Raw genomic sequence first — 15,742 nt, 5'->3', positions numbered from 1 at the left:
TTGAGAATGCGCGGACGAGTCATAAATATTAAGGTTATGGAATATATTGATAAAAGTTAGGAAGAAACTCCAGTTTTGGGATGTAAATTTCTTTTCAATGTACACAACCCAATTGCTGGTATGGCTCCTAAAATCGCCGCTGTAAGTCCTTGTCCACTCCAATATAGTATGGGAGTACGGTAGGTTTCTGGAATCAAATTTTGCATAATAAAAAGCAACCAAACCAAAATAGTGATCCAGAAGAAAGAGATTGAGGGTACAAAATTCCACCACCAAATACCTGCTGTATATCGCCTCAACACCAGCCATTGGCAAATCCCTAGCCAAATTCCAGAAATTATATATGCGATCGCAGACAAAAATCCAAAAATCAAAGTATCTTCAGAAGCTGATGAGGCAATGGTTGAAATGTAGTTAATCCAGGCTGTAGAAACACCGTTGGCAATCAACCAACCTACACTAGTAGCAAATAGCCACTGCCAACCCGGTAAATATCGGTAAAGCACAAGAGCTTGATCCGCAGCGAAAATCACGGCAAATACAACGTTACTCAGACTTCTAACCAAAATGCTCCATGTTTGTGGTTGATTAGCAATGTTAGGTGAGAGACTTTGGAGAATAATTTTCTCTAAAGCGATACTAGCAACGCCACCCACAACCCATCCGATGAGGGTCATTACGGTAAACTGAATAAAGAACCTCTGTCGCTGCGATCGCGGAATCAAATACTTTCCTGGATTAGGCTCATTATTAGCAGATGCAAGATGATCGGGACTGTTAGAGTCAGTTTGCATAGGGAATTAAGAGAGTAGATAGTGGAGACAACACAAAAGAGTGACGAAATTCTTTTATATTCCACTTTCTTTGTTAATTCTTGTTTTATCCCATTTCCGACCCGATTTCCCTTTGGTGTAAAGGGACTAGGGCTTTTGCTGACAACTTGCTAATAAAGCGTAATCCCAGAATGATAAGCTAAACAGTGGCATAAAAAAGTGACTCTTTAGGATGAAGTAATAAATGGGTGTTTCTTCAACGACTCCTCATCTCTTACGTGCTGCTCGTGGTGAAGTAGTAGATCGTCCCCCTGTATGGATGATGCGACAAGCGGGACGATATATGAAAGCATATCGAGACTTAAGAGAAAAGTATCCTTCGTTTCGCGATCGCTCGGAAATTCCAGATGTAGCAATTGAAGTTTCTTTGCAACCGTGGAAAGCTTTCCAACCAGACGGAGTAATTTTATTTTCTGATATTGTCACCCCATTACCTGGTTTGGGCATTGACATGGACATCGCCGAAGGTAAAGGGCCAATCATTCACTCGCCCCTCCGCACTCAAGAACAAATTGATAATTTGCATCCTTTAGAACCAGAAGCAGCTCTACCATTTATCAAAACAATTTTGCAAGCGCTGCGTTCGGAAGTAGGCGATAAATCAACAGTGTTGGGCTTTGTGGGAGCGCCGTGGACATTAGCAGCTTATGCAGTTGAAGGAAAAGGTTCTAAAACCTACTCCATCATCAAAAATATGGCATTTTCAGACCCGGTGATACTGCATCAATTATTAGCTAAATTAGCTGATGCGATCGCCATCTATGCCCGCTATCAAATTGACTGTGGCGCTCAAGTTGTGCAAATGTTCGATTCTTGGGCGGGGCAATTGAGTCCTCAAGATTATGACACCTTTGCTCTCCCCTATCAGCAGAGAGTTTTTCAGCAAGTCAAACAAACCCATCCCGATACACCTTTGATTTTGCTAGTTAGCGGTAGTGCGGGTGTGTTGGAAAGAATGGGACAATCTGGCGCTGATATTGTCACTGTAGACTGGGCAGTAGATATGGCAGACGCACGAGCCAGATTGGGTAAACAAATGAAGGTTCAAGGAAATCTTGACCCAGGCGTACTATTCGGCTCTAAACAGTTTATCCGCGATCGCATTCTCGATACGGTTCGCAAAGCTGGCAACTGGGGTCATATTCTCAATCTCGGTCACGGTGTCTTACCAGAAACTCCCGAAGAAAATGTCGCTTTCTTCTTTGAAACAGCAAAGGAATTGAATCTTGCAGGAGTTAAGGGTTAGGAGTTATGGGTTATAAGTTAAGAGTTAGGAGTTATGAGTAGAGACGCGATTAATCGCGTCTGTACAGGAGTTATCAGTTGCGAGATGCCGAGTTATTTTTAACTCATCATTTTTAACTTCTAACTTGATTCATAGCTTCTGATTCGGAACTTTTAACTTTATTCTTAACTCTTTAGTTTTAACTCCTAACTTTTGATAAATTATTTATGAGCCAGAAGCGGATTTTAGTGACTGGTGCAAGTGGTTGTGTAGGTCATTATTTAACAGAAGCCTTAATTAAAGAAACAAATCACGAACTGTATCTACTAGTTAGGAACCCAAGTAAACTGCAAGTTGATACCAAGGCACGTTCGGGTATCAACATTTTGCAAGGTGATATGCAAAAGATTCGCCAATTTGCCGATTTACTATCCACAATTGATACAGCGGTACTCACAGCCACAGCTTGGGGTGGCGATCAGACATTTGATATTAATGTTGTCAAGACTATAGAGTTGCTCGAACTGCTAGATCCAGAACGTTGCCAACAGGTGATTTATTTTTCGACAGCTAGCGTTTTGGATCGCTACAATCAACCATTAAAAGAAGCCGGGGAAATTGGGACAGATTACATCCGTTCTAAATATGAGTGCTTAGAGAAAAAAGAAAAATTAGCGATCGCACCCAAAATTACCACAGTTTTTCCCACTGTAGTATTGGGCGGTGATGCGAATAAACCCTATTCTGCTGTCACATCTGGTATTACAGAAGTTACCAAATATATTAATTTAATTCGTTTTTTAAAAGCAGATGGTAGTTTTCACTTTATCCACGGACGAGATATTGCCACTGTTGTGCGATATTTGATCGATCATCCTGCCAAAAATGAGGAACCACGTCGACTGGTTTTAGGTCAAGCACCATTAACTGCTAATCAAGCAGTAAAACAAGTTTGCGCTTATCTGGGCAAAAAGATTTACTTTCGCATTCCCATATCTATAGCATTGGCTAATTTGATTATTATTCTGTTCCGCATTCGCATGGCCGCTTGGGATCGGTTTTGCATGAACTATCGGCATTTCACATACGAAAAATTCATCAATCCCGATAGTTTCGGCTTGCCAAATTATTGTGCAACCATGAGTGATGTTTTGAAAATTAGTGGTGTTGAGAAGGCTAAAAATTGATTATAATCTGTGGTTTTTGACAACGTTTGGAAAATATTAGCAGAAAATTATCCTCATCTCGTAGAGAGCGTCTGAGGTCATTAGGTATGGGTAAAGAATGGAAATTACCTCTTTCCTCTCTGCTCTCCAGTCCGTTGATTTGAGTTAAAAATATCAATGGTAAAATAAAACAACTTTAATAAAAAGTCAATAACTCTTTATTTTCGTTAGAGTGGGATAACAATCAAAGTGTGAGGATTGATACTACATGCGAATCTTGTTAGTGTATCCAATATTTCCCAAAACCTTTTGGTCTTATGAAAAAATCCTGGAGTTAGTTGATCGCAAGGTTTTATTACCACCTCTGGGTTTAGTAACAGTAGCCGCGATTTTGCCCCAAGAATGGGAATTCAAGCTGGTAGATCGCAACATCCGCCAAGCAACAGAAGCAGAATGGGCATGGGCAGATGTGGTAATCTTCTCTGCAATGATTGTCCAGAAACAAGATTTACTTGAACAAATCCAGGAAGCAAAAAAACGTGGCAAGCTAGTCGCAGTTGGCGGCCCCTACCCCACCTCTGTACCTCATGAAGTTGAAAATGTTGGCGCAGATTTTCTCATTCTGGATGAAGGGGAAATCACGCTGCCCATGTTTATTGAGGCAATAAAAAGAGGAGACACATCTGGCACTTTCCGCGCCACAGAAAAGCCTGATGTCACAAGTACACCAATACCGCGTTTTGATTTATTGGAATTAAACGCTTATGACATGATGTCGGTGCAGTTTTCGCGTGGCTGTCCCTTCCAATGCGAATTTTGCGACATTATTGTTCTCTACGGGCGCAAACCGCGCACCAAAACCCCAGCCCAACTTTTAGCAGAGTTAGATTACCTCTATGAATTGGGTTGGCGACGGGGTGTGTTCATGGTGGATGACAACTTTATTGGCAACAAGCGAAATGTGAAGTTGTTGCTGAAAGAGTTAAAAGTCTGGATGGCAGAACATAAGTATCCCTTCCGATTCGACACGGAAGCTTCAGTTGACTTAGCACAAGACCAAGAAATGTTGGAGTTGATGGTTGAGTGCGGTTTCTCGGCGGTGTTTTTAGGAATCGAAACGCCGGATGAGGATAGTTTGCAAATGACCAAGAAGTTTCAAAATACTCGCAGTTCTCTAACTGAGGCAGTACAAACCATCACCAAAGCCGGATTGCGCCCAATGGCTGGGTTTATTATCGGCTTTGATGGCGAAAAAGCCGGTGCAGGCGATCGCATTGTCCGCTTTGCTGAACAAGCAGCAATTCCCTCAACTACCTTTGCCATGTTACAAGCGTTACCTAATACTGCGCTTTGGCATCGCCTGAAAAAGGAAGGAAGATTACGGGAAAATCAAGACGGAAACATCAACCAAACAACATTGATGAACTTCCTACCCACCCGTCCTCTAGAAGAACTTGCGCGAGAATATATTGAAGCATTCTGTAGTTTATACGACCCAGTACAGTACTTAGATCGCACCTATCGCTGTTTCTTGATGATGGGTTTGCCGAGTTGGAAAGCACCAGCAAAAATGCCAGAGTGGGTAGTTATAAAAGCGTTGCTGATTGTGATTTGGCGACAAGGAATCAAACGCGAAACCCGCTGGAAATTCTGGCATCATTTGTTTAGCATTCTCAAGCGTAACCCTGGAGTTATCGAGCATTACATCGCTGCTTGCGCCCACAACGAGCATTTTCTAGAGTATCGCCAAATTGTCCGCGATCAAATTGAAAGTCAGCTAGCTGAGTATTTAGCACAAGGTGCAGAAAAGCCTTATGTTTTAGTAAAAGAAAAAGCTGAGGAAAAAGCTGAAGCGGTAGTTAGTTAAGGTTGGTAATGGGTAATAGTAAATAAATTACTTATTACCCGTTCTCAATTAAAATTATCCAAATGCAATATTTGAGTTTAACTTACTTTACAACCATGCGCTTAAAATAGTACTCTCCTAACTTGATTACCAGGGGGAGAAGCGGTGTCACTACAGAAAGCAAGTATTGACGGAAGGTTGTAACATCAAAAGGCCACACAGGAAAATCATTAGTCAATGTGTAGATAGAACGCAATTCTTGAAGTTTTACAGCTTCTTTCTTCAAAGCCTCTCCATCGCTACTCAAGCTTGTATGAATGCGTTCATAATCTATTTGAAACTGCCTGGCAATTTCGCTTAATAATTCTTCTTTAGCTTTTCTCATACCTCTGCGGGCGGCAAGAAGAGGGCCAAAAAAGCACACTAAGGATATGGGAATATAGAGTAAGATTGTGAAATTAAAATACCAATACTCCTGCGCGATTCCTTGACTAATAAATTGATACTTACTCAATGTGATCATTGTACCAACTATAGCCGCTAGGTAAGCTGTATTTAGTGAATATTGGCTCAACGGACTTAAACCGCCACAGCGATCGGGGTGGAGTGGATTAATTTTAAGTTGCTTATTATTCTTACCCAAAAGTTCATGCAGTAACCAAACATTAGTTGTTAGGTTCAACACTACTATACTCCCTGCGTAAAATATTGCAACAGCGTTAATTGCACCCGTCAGGGCAGGAATTCCTCCATCAGATCCTGTCCAATTGTAAACATCTTGCTGTACAGAGAAATACCAGATTCCAAAAGCGATCGCTGTTACTAATCCAACAAATTGACGCCACGGCTTTTGGTAAGGCAATAATACCAACTTAATTTCTGCTTCGGTAGTGTCAACAATATCCGATTGTTCAAGGTATTCAATTAGCTGATAGATTGCCTTAAATGACCACAAGTAATAGCCAAAGATAACTGGATTGAGCAGGCAGATCCACACCCAGGCGAACCAATCCTGTAGCAATCCTAAGTGTTTTTCATGTAATATCAACGTCTTACTTACCGTAGCAGCAATTAAATAAAAACCAGATGTAATGACGATTGAGAGCATTCCTAAACTGACAGGTGTCAATTTGCATTTGTCAATTAACCAACGGGCTACAGGATCGGCGCGATAAAAGTCTTGCTTTTGCATACTGTTTCTGAAAACTAATATGCTATCCTCTTTTTTTGATTTTGTTGAAAATTATACTTATGTTGATTTATGTCTACTTGTATTTACTTATATTAGCTATTTTGCCTTTCCCATCCCAGTGATTTGAAAAATTAACTCTGCCGCTTTACTCATTAACGAAGTGTTAATCTCAAGTTGATAATTCCCCTGTTTTAAAACCTCTATCACAACTTGACTTAAATCTGCGTTACCTTTCCTCGCACCCAAACCATTAATTGCACATTCAATTTGCCTCACGCCACAACTTAAAGCAATTAGTGAATTATCTACTGCCATACCCAAATCATTATGACAGTGTACTGAAACAATAACTTCGTTAATATTGGGTACTCGATTAAAAATCATTTGCAAAAGTTGCGAAAACTCTTCTGGTGATGCTAAACCTAAGCTATCAGGAATACTAACAGTAGTAGCACCACTCTTGATTGCAGTTTCAATAGATTTACACAAAAAATCTGGCTCACTTCTGGGAGCATCAAAAGCGCTCCATTCTACATCATCACAGTAATTGCGTGCTAGAGAAACACTCTCTTTGATTGTTGCTAATACTTCTTGTTTGGTTAATTTAGACTGATTTTTCAGATTTACCGGAGTATAAGTATGAATTCTAGCTCTGATTGCTGGTTTAATTGCTTCAGCAAGAGTGATTATTTCATTTGAATTTGAACTAGCTAGCCCACAAATAGTAGAATTTTTAATTATTTTAGAAATATTAAATACTTCATCAAAATCTTTTTGATAACTTGCTGGATAACCAACTTCAATAATATCTACTCCCATTTCTTCAAGCAGTTGGGAGATGATGATTTTTTGTTGCAAATTCATTTTTACCCCAGGCGTCAATTCTCCATCACGCATGGTGGTATCAAAAATAATTATTTTGTGATTATTTTCTGACATATTAGCTAGAGATAGCGATCGCTTTTTTCAAATGCAATTCTGCTAGACATCATAACTAGTACCTCATTCAATGTACCCGATATCGTAACCGACAGGAATTGGAGCAAGGTTAAAATAATTCGTAATTGATAATACTAGCTTCTGGCAAGTATTACGAATGACAAAGTAGTTAACCTCAGTTCGGGTTAAAACGATTTTACTGCTAGTTATACGAAGGAATAAGAGTTTCAGCCAACGATAAAATCATGCTTTGAGCTTGTCCCGAACTCACATTACTTACAAACCCAGAGTCAAACATCAGTAGCGGCTGCGAAAGAACTTAAACGATAGACGAAGGAACTTTGCCTGCTGCAAGAGATTGGTTATGCCGGGTTCGTTAAAAACTCGATCAGCAACCGATTAATCTCAGCAGGTTGTTCCTGCTGAATCCAATGTCCGGCGTTTGGCAGCAATAGCTTTTTTCTCAAGTTCGGCACTGTTTTTTCTAAGTTGTTAACGAGTTCTCGATTTCTCGTTACGACTGCATCGAACTCTCCCCCAATAAACAAAGCAGGTTGTTGGAGCTTTGCGCCACTCAAAAAGCGCGTGAGTTCCCAATCTCTATCCAGGTTTCGATATCGAGCCAACCCGCCTCGAAATCCGGTTCGCTCAAACTCTTGGGTGAAAAAATCAAGGTCTTGCTCGCTCAACCAACTCGGAAGCTGCTCTGGTTCTGTTAAAGTGTCTAGAAATTTTTCTGATTTGTCGAACAGAAACCGCCATCTTTCTTCAGGAGGTGCATCTGCGGCAGCAGAATAGAGCATCATGCGAAGAGACTTACGAACGTTGGCTTCTAGTTCTGCCTCCGCTTTACCAGGTTCCTGGAAATACAACATATAAAATTCTTGCTCACCCGACATCCGTTTTAGCATTTCTGTTGGCGGTCTACTTTCCCAGGCTCTAGCGCGATAAGGGACACTTAGTAAAGCGATCGCTTTAAACAAATCTGGACGTAACAACGCACAATGCCAAGCTAAAGTTGCACCTTGATCGTGCCCGACGATGATGGCTTGTTCTTGATCGAGAGCATGAATCAGCCCAACGATATCGCCAGTTAGCTCCAATATATTATATGCCTCAACTGACTCTGGTTGGTCTGTCTGCCCGTAACCACGTATATCGGGCGCAACAACATGGAATCCACCTTCTGCAAGGGCTACAAGCTGATGTCGCCAAGAGTACCAGCATTCTGGAAAGCCATGACATAAGATTACAAGGTTTCCTTGACCCTGTTCAGCAATATGCATTTTGATGCCGTTAGTCTCAATCAAGCGATGATTTATTGCTTGCATCATTCCTCTTGTTTGATGACGGGTGCAGTGGTTGGAGTTTTTTATAGCGTAGCTTATGTAGTTAATTCGCCGCTGTTTGAGCTTCTTGATAAATTATTTCTTGAAACTGGATCATATCTTTTTGTGGATCGGCGTGGCTAACTTTCACCACTATCTGTTCGCCCAACTTCACAGAACGTTTGAAAGCCATTGGCAACTGCAAGCCCAAATCTTCTAACAAAATTAGGGCTAAGTTGCTGTCTTCTCGCAACCACATCAACACTGTTACATCCCAAGTTTCCTCTGGATGACGGCGTAAATACTCTAGAGCATAATATCTATTAGTTTGTCGTTCCACCATCGTCACCTCTTGGGTGATGCTGGTGACAGTCATCATCACTTCTTTAAGTTGATCTGCGGAAAATGGCAGAACTTCACCCCGCAAATGAGCTTTAATTTGAAAGTGGGTGAGTAAGTCACTGTAGCGGCGGATGGGAGAAGTTGCTTGAGTATAAGTATCCAAGCCCAAACCAGCATGACGCAAAGGCGTAATGCTCATTTCACTCTTGGGCATACAACGACGCATGGCGCAAGCGCGAACAAATCCGGCTGGAAGTAGAAGCAATTCCTCATCTGGAGGTAATTCTGGTTGCGGTTGACCGCGAAATGGCAAAGGTATGTTATGAGTTTTACCATAACGAGCCGCAACTTCACCGGCAACAATCATCATTTCTGCTACCAGTTGCCGCGATGGGGAATCGTCCAAGATATCAATGTGGATCTCCTCACCTTTGACTTTGATCGTCGCTTCGGGCATGGTGATGCTAATTGCCCCTTGAGCGTAACGCCAAGCTTTGCGCCGCTGTGCCCAAGTGGCGATCGCAGCAATTTCCGGTTCTGCTTGCACCCGTAATTGCAGCATTTCATCTACATCTTCGTAGGTGAGGCGATAAGTCGGCTTAATCAAGCTGGTATGAATGCTGTAATCTTCTACTCCCCCACTTGTCCCTAAAATAATCCCGAAACTGAGGGCGCAACAAACCTTTCCCTGGATCAGACTCATTGGCCCAGTTGCCAACACTTCTGGAAACATGGGAATCATTCCCGTCGGCAAATAGACTGTACTACCGCGCTTTCTGGCTTCCAAATCTAATTCATCTTCCGGTACTAACCATCTAGTGGGATCGGCGATATGCACCCACAACCGTTCCCGTCCATCAGGCAGTACTTCCCAACTTAGACCATCGTCGATCTCTGTGGTAGTTTCATCATCAATGGTGTAAACCTTCAGGTGAGTCAGATCAAGGCGGTTTGTATCTGAGTCAATCGGCGGGAAATCCAAACGCTGTTGCGCCACTTCTAATACCTTATGAGGAAATTGAATCGGAATTGAAGAACGACGCAGGAACAAGTTTTCATAAGGACTCCAGCAACCCAAATCCACCAATAGTTGAAAGGCTCCTTGGGGTGTTGTGGGCCGCCCCAGCATGGTCATAGTTTCTAATACTGGAGCGCTGGGCGGATAAGCGCGAGCCAAGGAGTCATAATTAACTCCCGTCCGCACCGTATCAGCTATTAGCGCTGCGTATTTTTCTAGTCCTTCTAAGCGCTGGCGATCATGGCGCTGCCACTCTACTGCTTCACCTTTGAGCGCCTGCTCTACACGAGTTAAAAATTCCTGCTGTCCTTTAGCTTTTAGTGCCTCTACTTCCAGTTGGTGCTTGCGTTCTGCCACTTGAGCAGCAGTTCTCGGCTCGTAAGCGTCTCCTTTCTGCTTGAAATAAAGTTTGTCGTCTGATAACAAGCAATGGGCGGCGTAACGAGGAGGCGCGGCTGATTCTGAAAATAGCAGATTTGCCATTTGGTCTGGGGTAACTGTTTCGCCATCTTCAACCAGTAATTCCCAAGCCACTTCTAAGCTAGATGGGTCTAAATAAGGCTTGATCTGCTCCAAAAAGCTGGCAATCTCAGAAGCCTTGTAAGTCTGTCCAGTAACTGTATAGGTTATTTGTCTAGGCGCGAGGCTGTGGGATTGACCACGTTCGTCTACCACAAACCAGCGGGTTTTACCGTCTGGACGTTCTACGATGCCCAGACGGCGATCGCCTTGAACCCTAAATTCAACTAGCGTCCCCTTCTCCACAACTCTCGCACTCTAATTTGGTGAACAGTTTAAATAGTTTTAAGTTAGGAGGTAGGAGTTAGGAGTTTTGATTCTTAACTCCTGTACAGACGCAATTAATCACGTCTCTCCTGTACAGACGCGATTAATCGCGTCTCTCCTCTTTTTAGCCTTCTGCATTGATAAATGGCAACAAAGCCACAATCCGCGAACGTTTAATTGCTAATGTCAACTCTCGCTGTTGCTGAGACGTAAGCCCGGTAATCCGACGTGGTAGTATCTTTCCCCGCTCGGTGACAAACTTACGCAATAAATCAACATCTTTATAATCGATTGGTTCTCCTGGCTTGATCGGAGAAAGGCGACGACGGAAATAACTCATCTCTACTTAATTTCCTTGTGAACAGTATGTTTGTTGCAGTGGGTGCAGAACTTTTTCAGTTCTAGCCTGTTAGTAGTGTTGCGGCGATTCTTGGTACTGGTATAACGGTTAACACCAGCAGAACGCTTATCTGAATTTGTCCGGCACTCAGTACACTCTAGTGTGATAATAATGCGGGCACCTTTACTCTTAGCCATAATCTTACAAACAGTGAAGCCTGAAGAGAATTAACACAAATGACTATCTTCTCACATTCCGCCGCATATTTTCAACTAATCTTTTAATTTTTATATCGAGCGAGTAGCCACGACGCGACGAAACGATAAAAGTTCCACAATAGCGATCATGTAAAGCCTGCCGCATCTGGGTATCAGAGAAAGCAGTACCACAATCAATTGCTAGGGGAATTACTAGCAGTATAGCAGTGGGATTGGCTCTAATATTGCTCAGGGCAATTGACACTAATAAAGCACCCAAGCCGATAATAGCCTCTCGCTTCACTAGTGAGAGCAAATCTGGAATTCTACCCACTACTTCTCCATCTTCGACTTCCAGCACCTTTAAATCGAACGCCCAACGCCCTAAACTTTGCCCTTGATTGTTGTATACCACCAGCACCCGCAAAATCAGCCAAAATATGACAAAAACTAGGATTTGCACAAATTGAATCCCGATATCGCCGCCTCCCAGTAGGGAACTGACTAACCAGACACCAAGGAAATCAAGTCCCAATGCCATACCTCGCCGCCCAATCTCAGCTTTGGGATAGTGTTTTTGGGGAAGTCGTTCGATAGTCATATAAAATAGGTATTTTTATTTAGGGGTTGGGAAATAACGATCGCTCCTGTTTTTAATATTAAGATGATGACTTGGCTAGTTGCTGCGCTGTAAAGGAACAAAAACCAGCCAACAAAATTTGTACAACTACCAACTGCACGACTCAAAAATAGGATTAAGTAGTTAAGGAAATTTTGATACCCTGTGTTTACTTAGTTGGCATCTCAGAGAGTAGCCGCTACATGTCATGGATGCAACATACAGTAGGGTTGTACATCTATATTGTATTGTTGTAGAAACTTCATTTTAATTAATTTGGAAGTTGTATCTATGACACATCTGTTTCCTAAAACAGCTATTAGTTTGGTGACGACTACTACTTTAGCGTTAGCGATCGCCATAACCACCAACAACCTAGCTCATGCTGCTGAGTTCAACTTTAACTGGAAAGGAGACACTGGTTATTCAGCTAAAGGTTCATTTAACTACGATACAACAACTGCTCCCAGCGTCATTTCTGAAGCTGGTTTGGGAGCTACGAAAAACTTGCAATCTCTCTCAATTTCCTTCTTTGATCCCTTGAGTAATCTTATAAATAATTTCACTCCAGTGGTTAGTGGGATATCTAACTACGGCTTTTTAAGATTCAACTTTGATAGCACCACCGAGCAAATCTTTGGCCCCTTTGATGTTGGCAAAGATGACGAGTTTCCTGGCGACACATGGCTTAATAATAATCTCGCACTTATAGACCAAGGTTTTAGTGATGAGGTTCTAGCGAAAGAATTTGGTTTTAACAATAGAGATGCGGCAGGCACAAAGCAAATCCTAGATTTAAGTAACAATTCGGTTCAGGTATCCAAAGTCCCCGAAGGAAGCATAATTATCGGTTTATTAGCAGTGTGTAGTTTGGGATTTACCGCTTATAGAAATCCAGACAAAGCTACGCAAGAATAAAAGTTGGAGGCGATCGCTATGTTATCAGTCAGCGATGCACAAGCAATTATTTTAAATTTGGTGCAGCCGTTGGATCGTCAACGGGATACAGAAGTTGTAGATTTATTGACAGCAGATAGTCGCATTTTGGCAACACCTGTCACCAGTCCGCTAGATTTTCCCCATTGGGATAATTCGGCAATGGACGGCTACGCAGTTCGCTACGAAGACGTACAACACTCTAGCACCGAACAACCAACCATCTTAAAAATTGTTGAAGAGATTCCGGCTGGGTATCAGCCCAAGTCTACGATTCAACCAGGGCAAGCCGCACGAATTTTTACAGGTGCGGTAATCCCAGTAGGTGCGGATACTGTAGTCATGCAAGAGAAAACACGCCGCGAGGAAAACCGCGTATTTATACTGGATGCGCCAAAACCGCAAGAATTTGTCAGACAGCAAGCATCTTTTTATCAAGCTGGAACACAACTACTACCAGCAGGAATTAAGTTAAATGCCTCAGAAATTGCGGTATTGGCAGCAGCACAGTGTCCGCAATTAAGTGTTTACCGCCGTCCACGTGTGGCAATTTTTTCCACTGGTGATGAGTTGGTGACAGTCGATCGACCGTTGCAACCAGGGCAAATTGTGGATTCTAATCAGTATGCGCTGGCAGCTTTGGTGAGGCAAAGTGGCGCAGAACCGTTAATTTTAGGCATTGTGAAAGACGATCCAGTCGCTTTGGAGAAAGCCATTGCTCACGCCATTGCGATCGCTGATATAGTTCTCTCTTCTGGTGGCGTCTCAGTGGGAGATTATGACTATATTGACAAAATTCTAGAGTCACTAAAAGCAAAAATCCACATTCGGGCTGTGCAAATTAGTCCAGGAAAACCCTTGACTGTCGCCACTTTCCCCAGTAAAGACGCGATTAATAGCGTCTCTCCACACTCAGCATTATACTTTGGTTTACCAGGAAACCCTGCTGCTGTGTTGGTGACATTTTGGCGATTTGTGCTACCAGCAATTAAGAAACTTTCGGGAATTACTGAAGGTTGGGAGCCAGTCTTTTTGAAAGTGCGATCGCATGATGAATTGCGATCAAACGGCAAACGTGAAACTTACCTTTGGGGTAAATTGCATTTAATTGATGGAGTTTACGAATTTCACAAAGCTGGTGGTAGTCACAGTTCTGGTAATTTAATTAATTTAGCTCAAACCAATGCCTTAGCTGTTCTCCCAGTGGGTAAAACATTAATTTCTCCACAAGAAGAAGTGCAAGTTTTGTACCTTAGTAATGGGTAATTGGGAGTAGGGAATGGAGATACAAGAAGACAAGGAGAAATTATTGAACAAATCTCTCCCTTGTCTACCTTGTGTCTTCTCCATGCTTAAAGCCCAATCTTAAAATATCTGCTCAAAAGCCTCAATCAAGCTGTTAACTTCCTCAAGGGTGTTGTAATGCACCATACTCACCCGGACTATTCCACCTTGGAACGCTAACCCCAGGTATTCAATCAGCCGTCTAGCATAAAAGTCTCCATAGCGAATTCCAATATAATGTTGGTCAACTTTTGCCGGAATAGTTGAGCTATTTATTCCATCAACGACAAAAGATATAGTTGGTACACGAAATTTACGGTCAGCTTTTACTTGACCAATCACTCGCACATTCGGCTTACTGTTGAGGTAATTTAGGAGGCGATCGCTAATATGTTCTTCATGTATGCTAATTAAATCAAACGCCTGCACCATTTGGTTTCTCAAATCAGGTGCTGTTTCATTTCTGTAGTGCAGTTGTGCTAATTCACTTAAATAATCACATAAACCTAACATTCCATAACTTAATTCAAAATTGACATTCCCTAACTGAAATTTATAAGGTATGTCTGTCTGTTCAATAAAATAATGGTTAAGACCAGGCAATCTTAATAAATGTTCTTCTTTGCCATAAAGTAAGGCATGGTGAGGGCCATAGACTTTATAAAAACTCAAAGTATAAAAATCAACATCTAAATCTTGGACATCAACTAATCTGTGAGGCGCATAAGCTACACCATCTACACAAATCATGGCATTGCGATCGTGTACAAATGCAGCAATTTCTTTAATCGGGTTGATGGTTCCGAGAACATTAGAAGCATGAGTCAAGGCTACTAGTTTTGTGCGCTGACTCATCAATGGTTCTAAATCTGCTAAATGAAGTTCTAAAGTATCTGGACGAACTTGCCACACTTTTACCTTCATTCCTTGTTTTTCAAGAGCTACCCAAGCACCAATATTAGCCTCATGGTCACAATTAGTAACAATAACCTCATCACCAGGTGTAAAGGTTTGACCTAGACACATTGAGAGAATTTTCAACATCATTGTAGTAGATGGCCCCATGACCACTTCTTTATAAGAATTAGCATTAATGAAAGTAGCCATTCCCCTAGTTGCTAAAGCCAATCGTTCTCCTGCAAGTTGAGAAACTCCATAAGAAGCTCCCAACTGGACATCAGAAGTTAAGAGAAATTCGCTAATTCTATCGACTACCTTTTTCAGAGTTTGTGATCCACCAGCATTATCAAAAAAAGTCCACTCACCAGCTAGAGCCGGAAAATATTGACGAACTTTATCAAGATTCAGGAGCATAGTATAACTTTTATAGAGAATGTTCTTTACCCTAGCCTACCTTCTCACAAGTCGCCCAGAGAACATCTATATTCTCTTTTGATGTCTGTAGCTCGTTGTGCTAGCCTTATTGCTTTAGAGATTTTGTGAAAAAGAATGTAGAAAGATATAGCAGTGCTATGTCTCTACAAGGGTTCTAGATAATGTATATTATTAATTTCTGGAAATATCTTCTGCAAGAACTTATTTAAACAGGGTATACTTAAACCCATAAAGAGTAGTATTTTACTATTTGGAACTATACAAGTTACACCCCCCCCAAGTCTCACCCCACTTGCTTTTATAGCGGGAAAGCTAAGAGTAAACAAATCAATTCAGGGGAGCAACGTAGTGGCAAC

At 41.9% G+C, this 15,742-nt stretch carries 14 protein-coding genes; 5 read left to right on the top strand and 9 right to left on the bottom strand.

Going from position 1 to position 15,742, the window contains the following annotated elements; all coding sequences use genetic code 11:
• Positions 1 to 56 precede the first annotated feature (56 nt).
• A complete protein-coding gene (locus tag RMY27_RS10515) occupies positions 57 to 794 on the bottom strand; it encodes a hypothetical protein (RefSeq protein ID WP_322662901.1) in 738 nt (245 codons plus the stop codon).
• Positions 795 to 1,017: 223 nt separating this feature from the next.
• Between RMY27_RS10515 and hemE the strand changes: the two genes are divergently transcribed.
• The 3 genes from hemE to RMY27_RS10500 all read left to right on the top strand — a co-directional run bounded on the left by hemE (position 1,018) and on the right by RMY27_RS10500 (position 5,091).
• Positions 1,018 to 2,079 (top strand): uroporphyrinogen decarboxylase, encoded by a 1,062-nt coding sequence (gene hemE / locus RMY27_RS10510; RefSeq protein WP_322662899.1) that lies wholly within the window; start codon positions 1,018 to 1,020, stop codon positions 2,077 to 2,079.
• A 206-nt stretch (positions 2,080 to 2,285) separates the two neighbouring features.
• Positions 2,286 to 3,245, top strand: a complete 960-nt coding sequence (locus RMY27_RS10505) for an NAD(P)-dependent oxidoreductase (RefSeq protein WP_322662897.1) — start codon at positions 2,286 to 2,288, stop codon at positions 3,243 to 3,245.
• Between the two features lie 247 nt (positions 3,246 to 3,492).
• Positions 3,493 to 5,091, top strand: coding sequence for a B12-binding domain-containing radical SAM protein (locus RMY27_RS10500; RefSeq protein ID WP_322662894.1), 1,599 nt, complete (start codon positions 3,493 to 3,495; stop codon positions 5,089 to 5,091).
• An 82-nt stretch (positions 5,092 to 5,173) separates the two neighbouring features.
• On the opposite strand, the gene RMY27_RS10495 is transcribed toward RMY27_RS10500, so the two are convergent.
• The 7 genes from RMY27_RS10495 to RMY27_RS10465 all read right to left on the bottom strand — a co-directional run bounded on the left by RMY27_RS10495 (position 5,174) and on the right by RMY27_RS10465 (position 11,813).
• Positions 5,174 to 6,262 carry a hypothetical protein gene (locus tag RMY27_RS10495; protein ID WP_322662893.1) on the bottom strand — a complete coding sequence of 363 codons (1,089 nt, stop codon included), beginning with the start codon at positions 6,260 to 6,262 and terminating at the stop codon, positions 5,174 to 5,176.
• Positions 6,263 to 6,358: 96 nt separating this feature from the next.
• Positions 6,359 to 7,201, bottom strand: coding sequence for a 2-isopropylmalate synthase (locus RMY27_RS10490; RefSeq protein WP_322662891.1), 843 nt, complete (start codon positions 7,199 to 7,201; stop codon positions 6,359 to 6,361).
• A gap of 362 nt (positions 7,202 to 7,563) precedes the next feature.
• Positions 7,564 to 8,535, bottom strand: coding sequence for an alpha/beta hydrolase (locus RMY27_RS10485; RefSeq protein ID WP_322662889.1), 972 nt, complete (start codon positions 8,533 to 8,535; stop codon positions 7,564 to 7,566).
• Positions 8,536 to 8,593: 58 nt separating this feature from the next.
• Positions 8,594 to 10,654, bottom strand: coding sequence for a ribonuclease R family protein (locus tag RMY27_RS10480; protein WP_322662888.1), 2,061 nt, complete (start codon positions 10,652 to 10,654; stop codon positions 8,594 to 8,596).
• 145 nt (positions 10,655 to 10,799) lie between these two features.
• Positions 10,800 to 11,015, bottom strand: a complete 216-nt coding sequence (rpsR, locus tag RMY27_RS10475; RefSeq protein WP_012411240.1) for a 30S ribosomal protein S18 — start codon at positions 11,013 to 11,015, stop codon at positions 10,800 to 10,802.
• Positions 11,016 to 11,017: 2 nt separating this feature from the next.
• Positions 11,018 to 11,212, bottom strand: a complete 195-nt coding sequence (gene rpmG, locus RMY27_RS10470) for a 50S ribosomal protein L33 (protein WP_094351774.1) — start codon at positions 11,210 to 11,212, stop codon at positions 11,018 to 11,020.
• A 43-nt stretch (positions 11,213 to 11,255) separates the two neighbouring features.
• Positions 11,256 to 11,813: an RDD family protein gene (locus tag RMY27_RS10465; protein ID WP_322662886.1), complete on the bottom strand. Its 558-nt coding sequence runs from the start codon at positions 11,811 to 11,813 to the stop codon at positions 11,256 to 11,258.
• Positions 11,814 to 12,122: 309 nt separating this feature from the next.
• Here RMY27_RS10465 and RMY27_RS10460 point away from each other — a divergent pair, with 309 nt between their 5' ends.
• Together RMY27_RS10460 and glp are read left to right on the top strand one after the other, a co-directional pair.
• A complete protein-coding gene (locus tag RMY27_RS10460; protein WP_322662885.1) occupies positions 12,123 to 12,749 on the top strand; it encodes a PEP-CTERM sorting domain-containing protein in 627 nt (208 codons plus the stop codon).
• A gap of 18 nt (positions 12,750 to 12,767) precedes the next feature.
• Entirely contained in the window at positions 12,768 to 14,033 is a 1,266-nt protein-coding gene (gene glp / locus RMY27_RS10455) for a gephyrin-like molybdotransferase Glp (protein ID WP_322662883.1), read from the top strand.
• Between the two features lie 99 nt (positions 14,034 to 14,132).
• On the opposite strand, the gene RMY27_RS10450 is transcribed toward glp, so the two are convergent.
• Positions 14,133 to 15,365 carry a cysteine desulfurase-like protein gene (locus RMY27_RS10450; protein ID WP_322662881.1) on the bottom strand — a complete coding sequence of 411 codons (1,233 nt, stop codon included), beginning with the start codon at positions 15,363 to 15,365 and terminating at the stop codon, positions 14,133 to 14,135.
• Positions 15,366 to 15,742 lie beyond the last annotated feature (377 nt).

The sequence above is a fragment of the Nostoc sp. DedQUE09 genome, from assembly GCF_034530915.1.
In the GTDB taxonomy this organism is placed as follows: domain Bacteria; phylum Cyanobacteriota; class Cyanobacteriia; order Cyanobacteriales; family Nostocaceae; genus Nostoc.
Note: the sequence above shows the minus strand (reverse complement) of the source record. Positions and strands in the feature narration are given on the sequence as shown.

Excerpts from the sequence above, each read along its gene's own strand:
- glp (WP_322662883.1), top strand. The coding sequence starts at position 12,768 with ATGTTATCAGTCAGCGATGCACAAGCAATTATTTTAAATTTGGTGCAG.
- RMY27_RS10450 (WP_322662881.1), bottom strand. The coding sequence starts at position 15,365 with ATGCTCCTGAATCTTGATAAAGTTCGTCAATATTTTCCGGCTCTAGCT.
- RMY27_RS10490 (WP_322662891.1), bottom strand. The coding sequence starts at position 7,201 with ATGTCAGAAAATAATCACAAAATAATTATTTTTGATACCACCATGCGT.
- hemE (WP_322662899.1), top strand. The coding sequence starts at position 1,018 with ATGGGTGTTTCTTCAACGACTCCTCATCTCTTACGTGCTGCTCGTGGT.
- rpmG (WP_094351774.1), bottom strand. The coding sequence starts at position 11,212 with ATGGCTAAGAGTAAAGGTGCCCGCATTATTATCACACTAGAGTGTACT.
- RMY27_RS10460 (WP_322662885.1), top strand. The coding sequence starts at position 12,123 with ATGACACATCTGTTTCCTAAAACAGCTATTAGTTTGGTGACGACTACT.
- RMY27_RS10500 (WP_322662894.1), top strand. The coding sequence starts at position 3,493 with ATGCGAATCTTGTTAGTGTATCCAATATTTCCCAAAACCTTTTGGTCT.
- RMY27_RS10485 (WP_322662889.1), bottom strand. The coding sequence starts at position 8,535 with ATGATGCAAGCAATAAATCATCGCTTGATTGAGACTAACGGCATCAAA.
- rpsR (WP_012411240.1), bottom strand. The coding sequence starts at position 11,015 with ATGAGTTATTTCCGTCGTCGCCTTTCTCCGATCAAGCCAGGAGAACCA.
- RMY27_RS10495 (WP_322662893.1), bottom strand. The coding sequence starts at position 6,262 with ATGCAAAAGCAAGACTTTTATCGCGCCGATCCTGTAGCCCGTTGGTTA.
- RMY27_RS10465 (WP_322662886.1), bottom strand. The coding sequence starts at position 11,813 with ATGACTATCGAACGACTTCCCCAAAAACACTATCCCAAAGCTGAGATT.
- RMY27_RS10505 (WP_322662897.1), top strand. The coding sequence starts at position 2,286 with ATGAGCCAGAAGCGGATTTTAGTGACTGGTGCAAGTGGTTGTGTAGGT.
- RMY27_RS10515 (WP_322662901.1), bottom strand. The coding sequence starts at position 794 with ATGCAAACTGACTCTAACAGTCCCGATCATCTTGCATCTGCTAATAAT.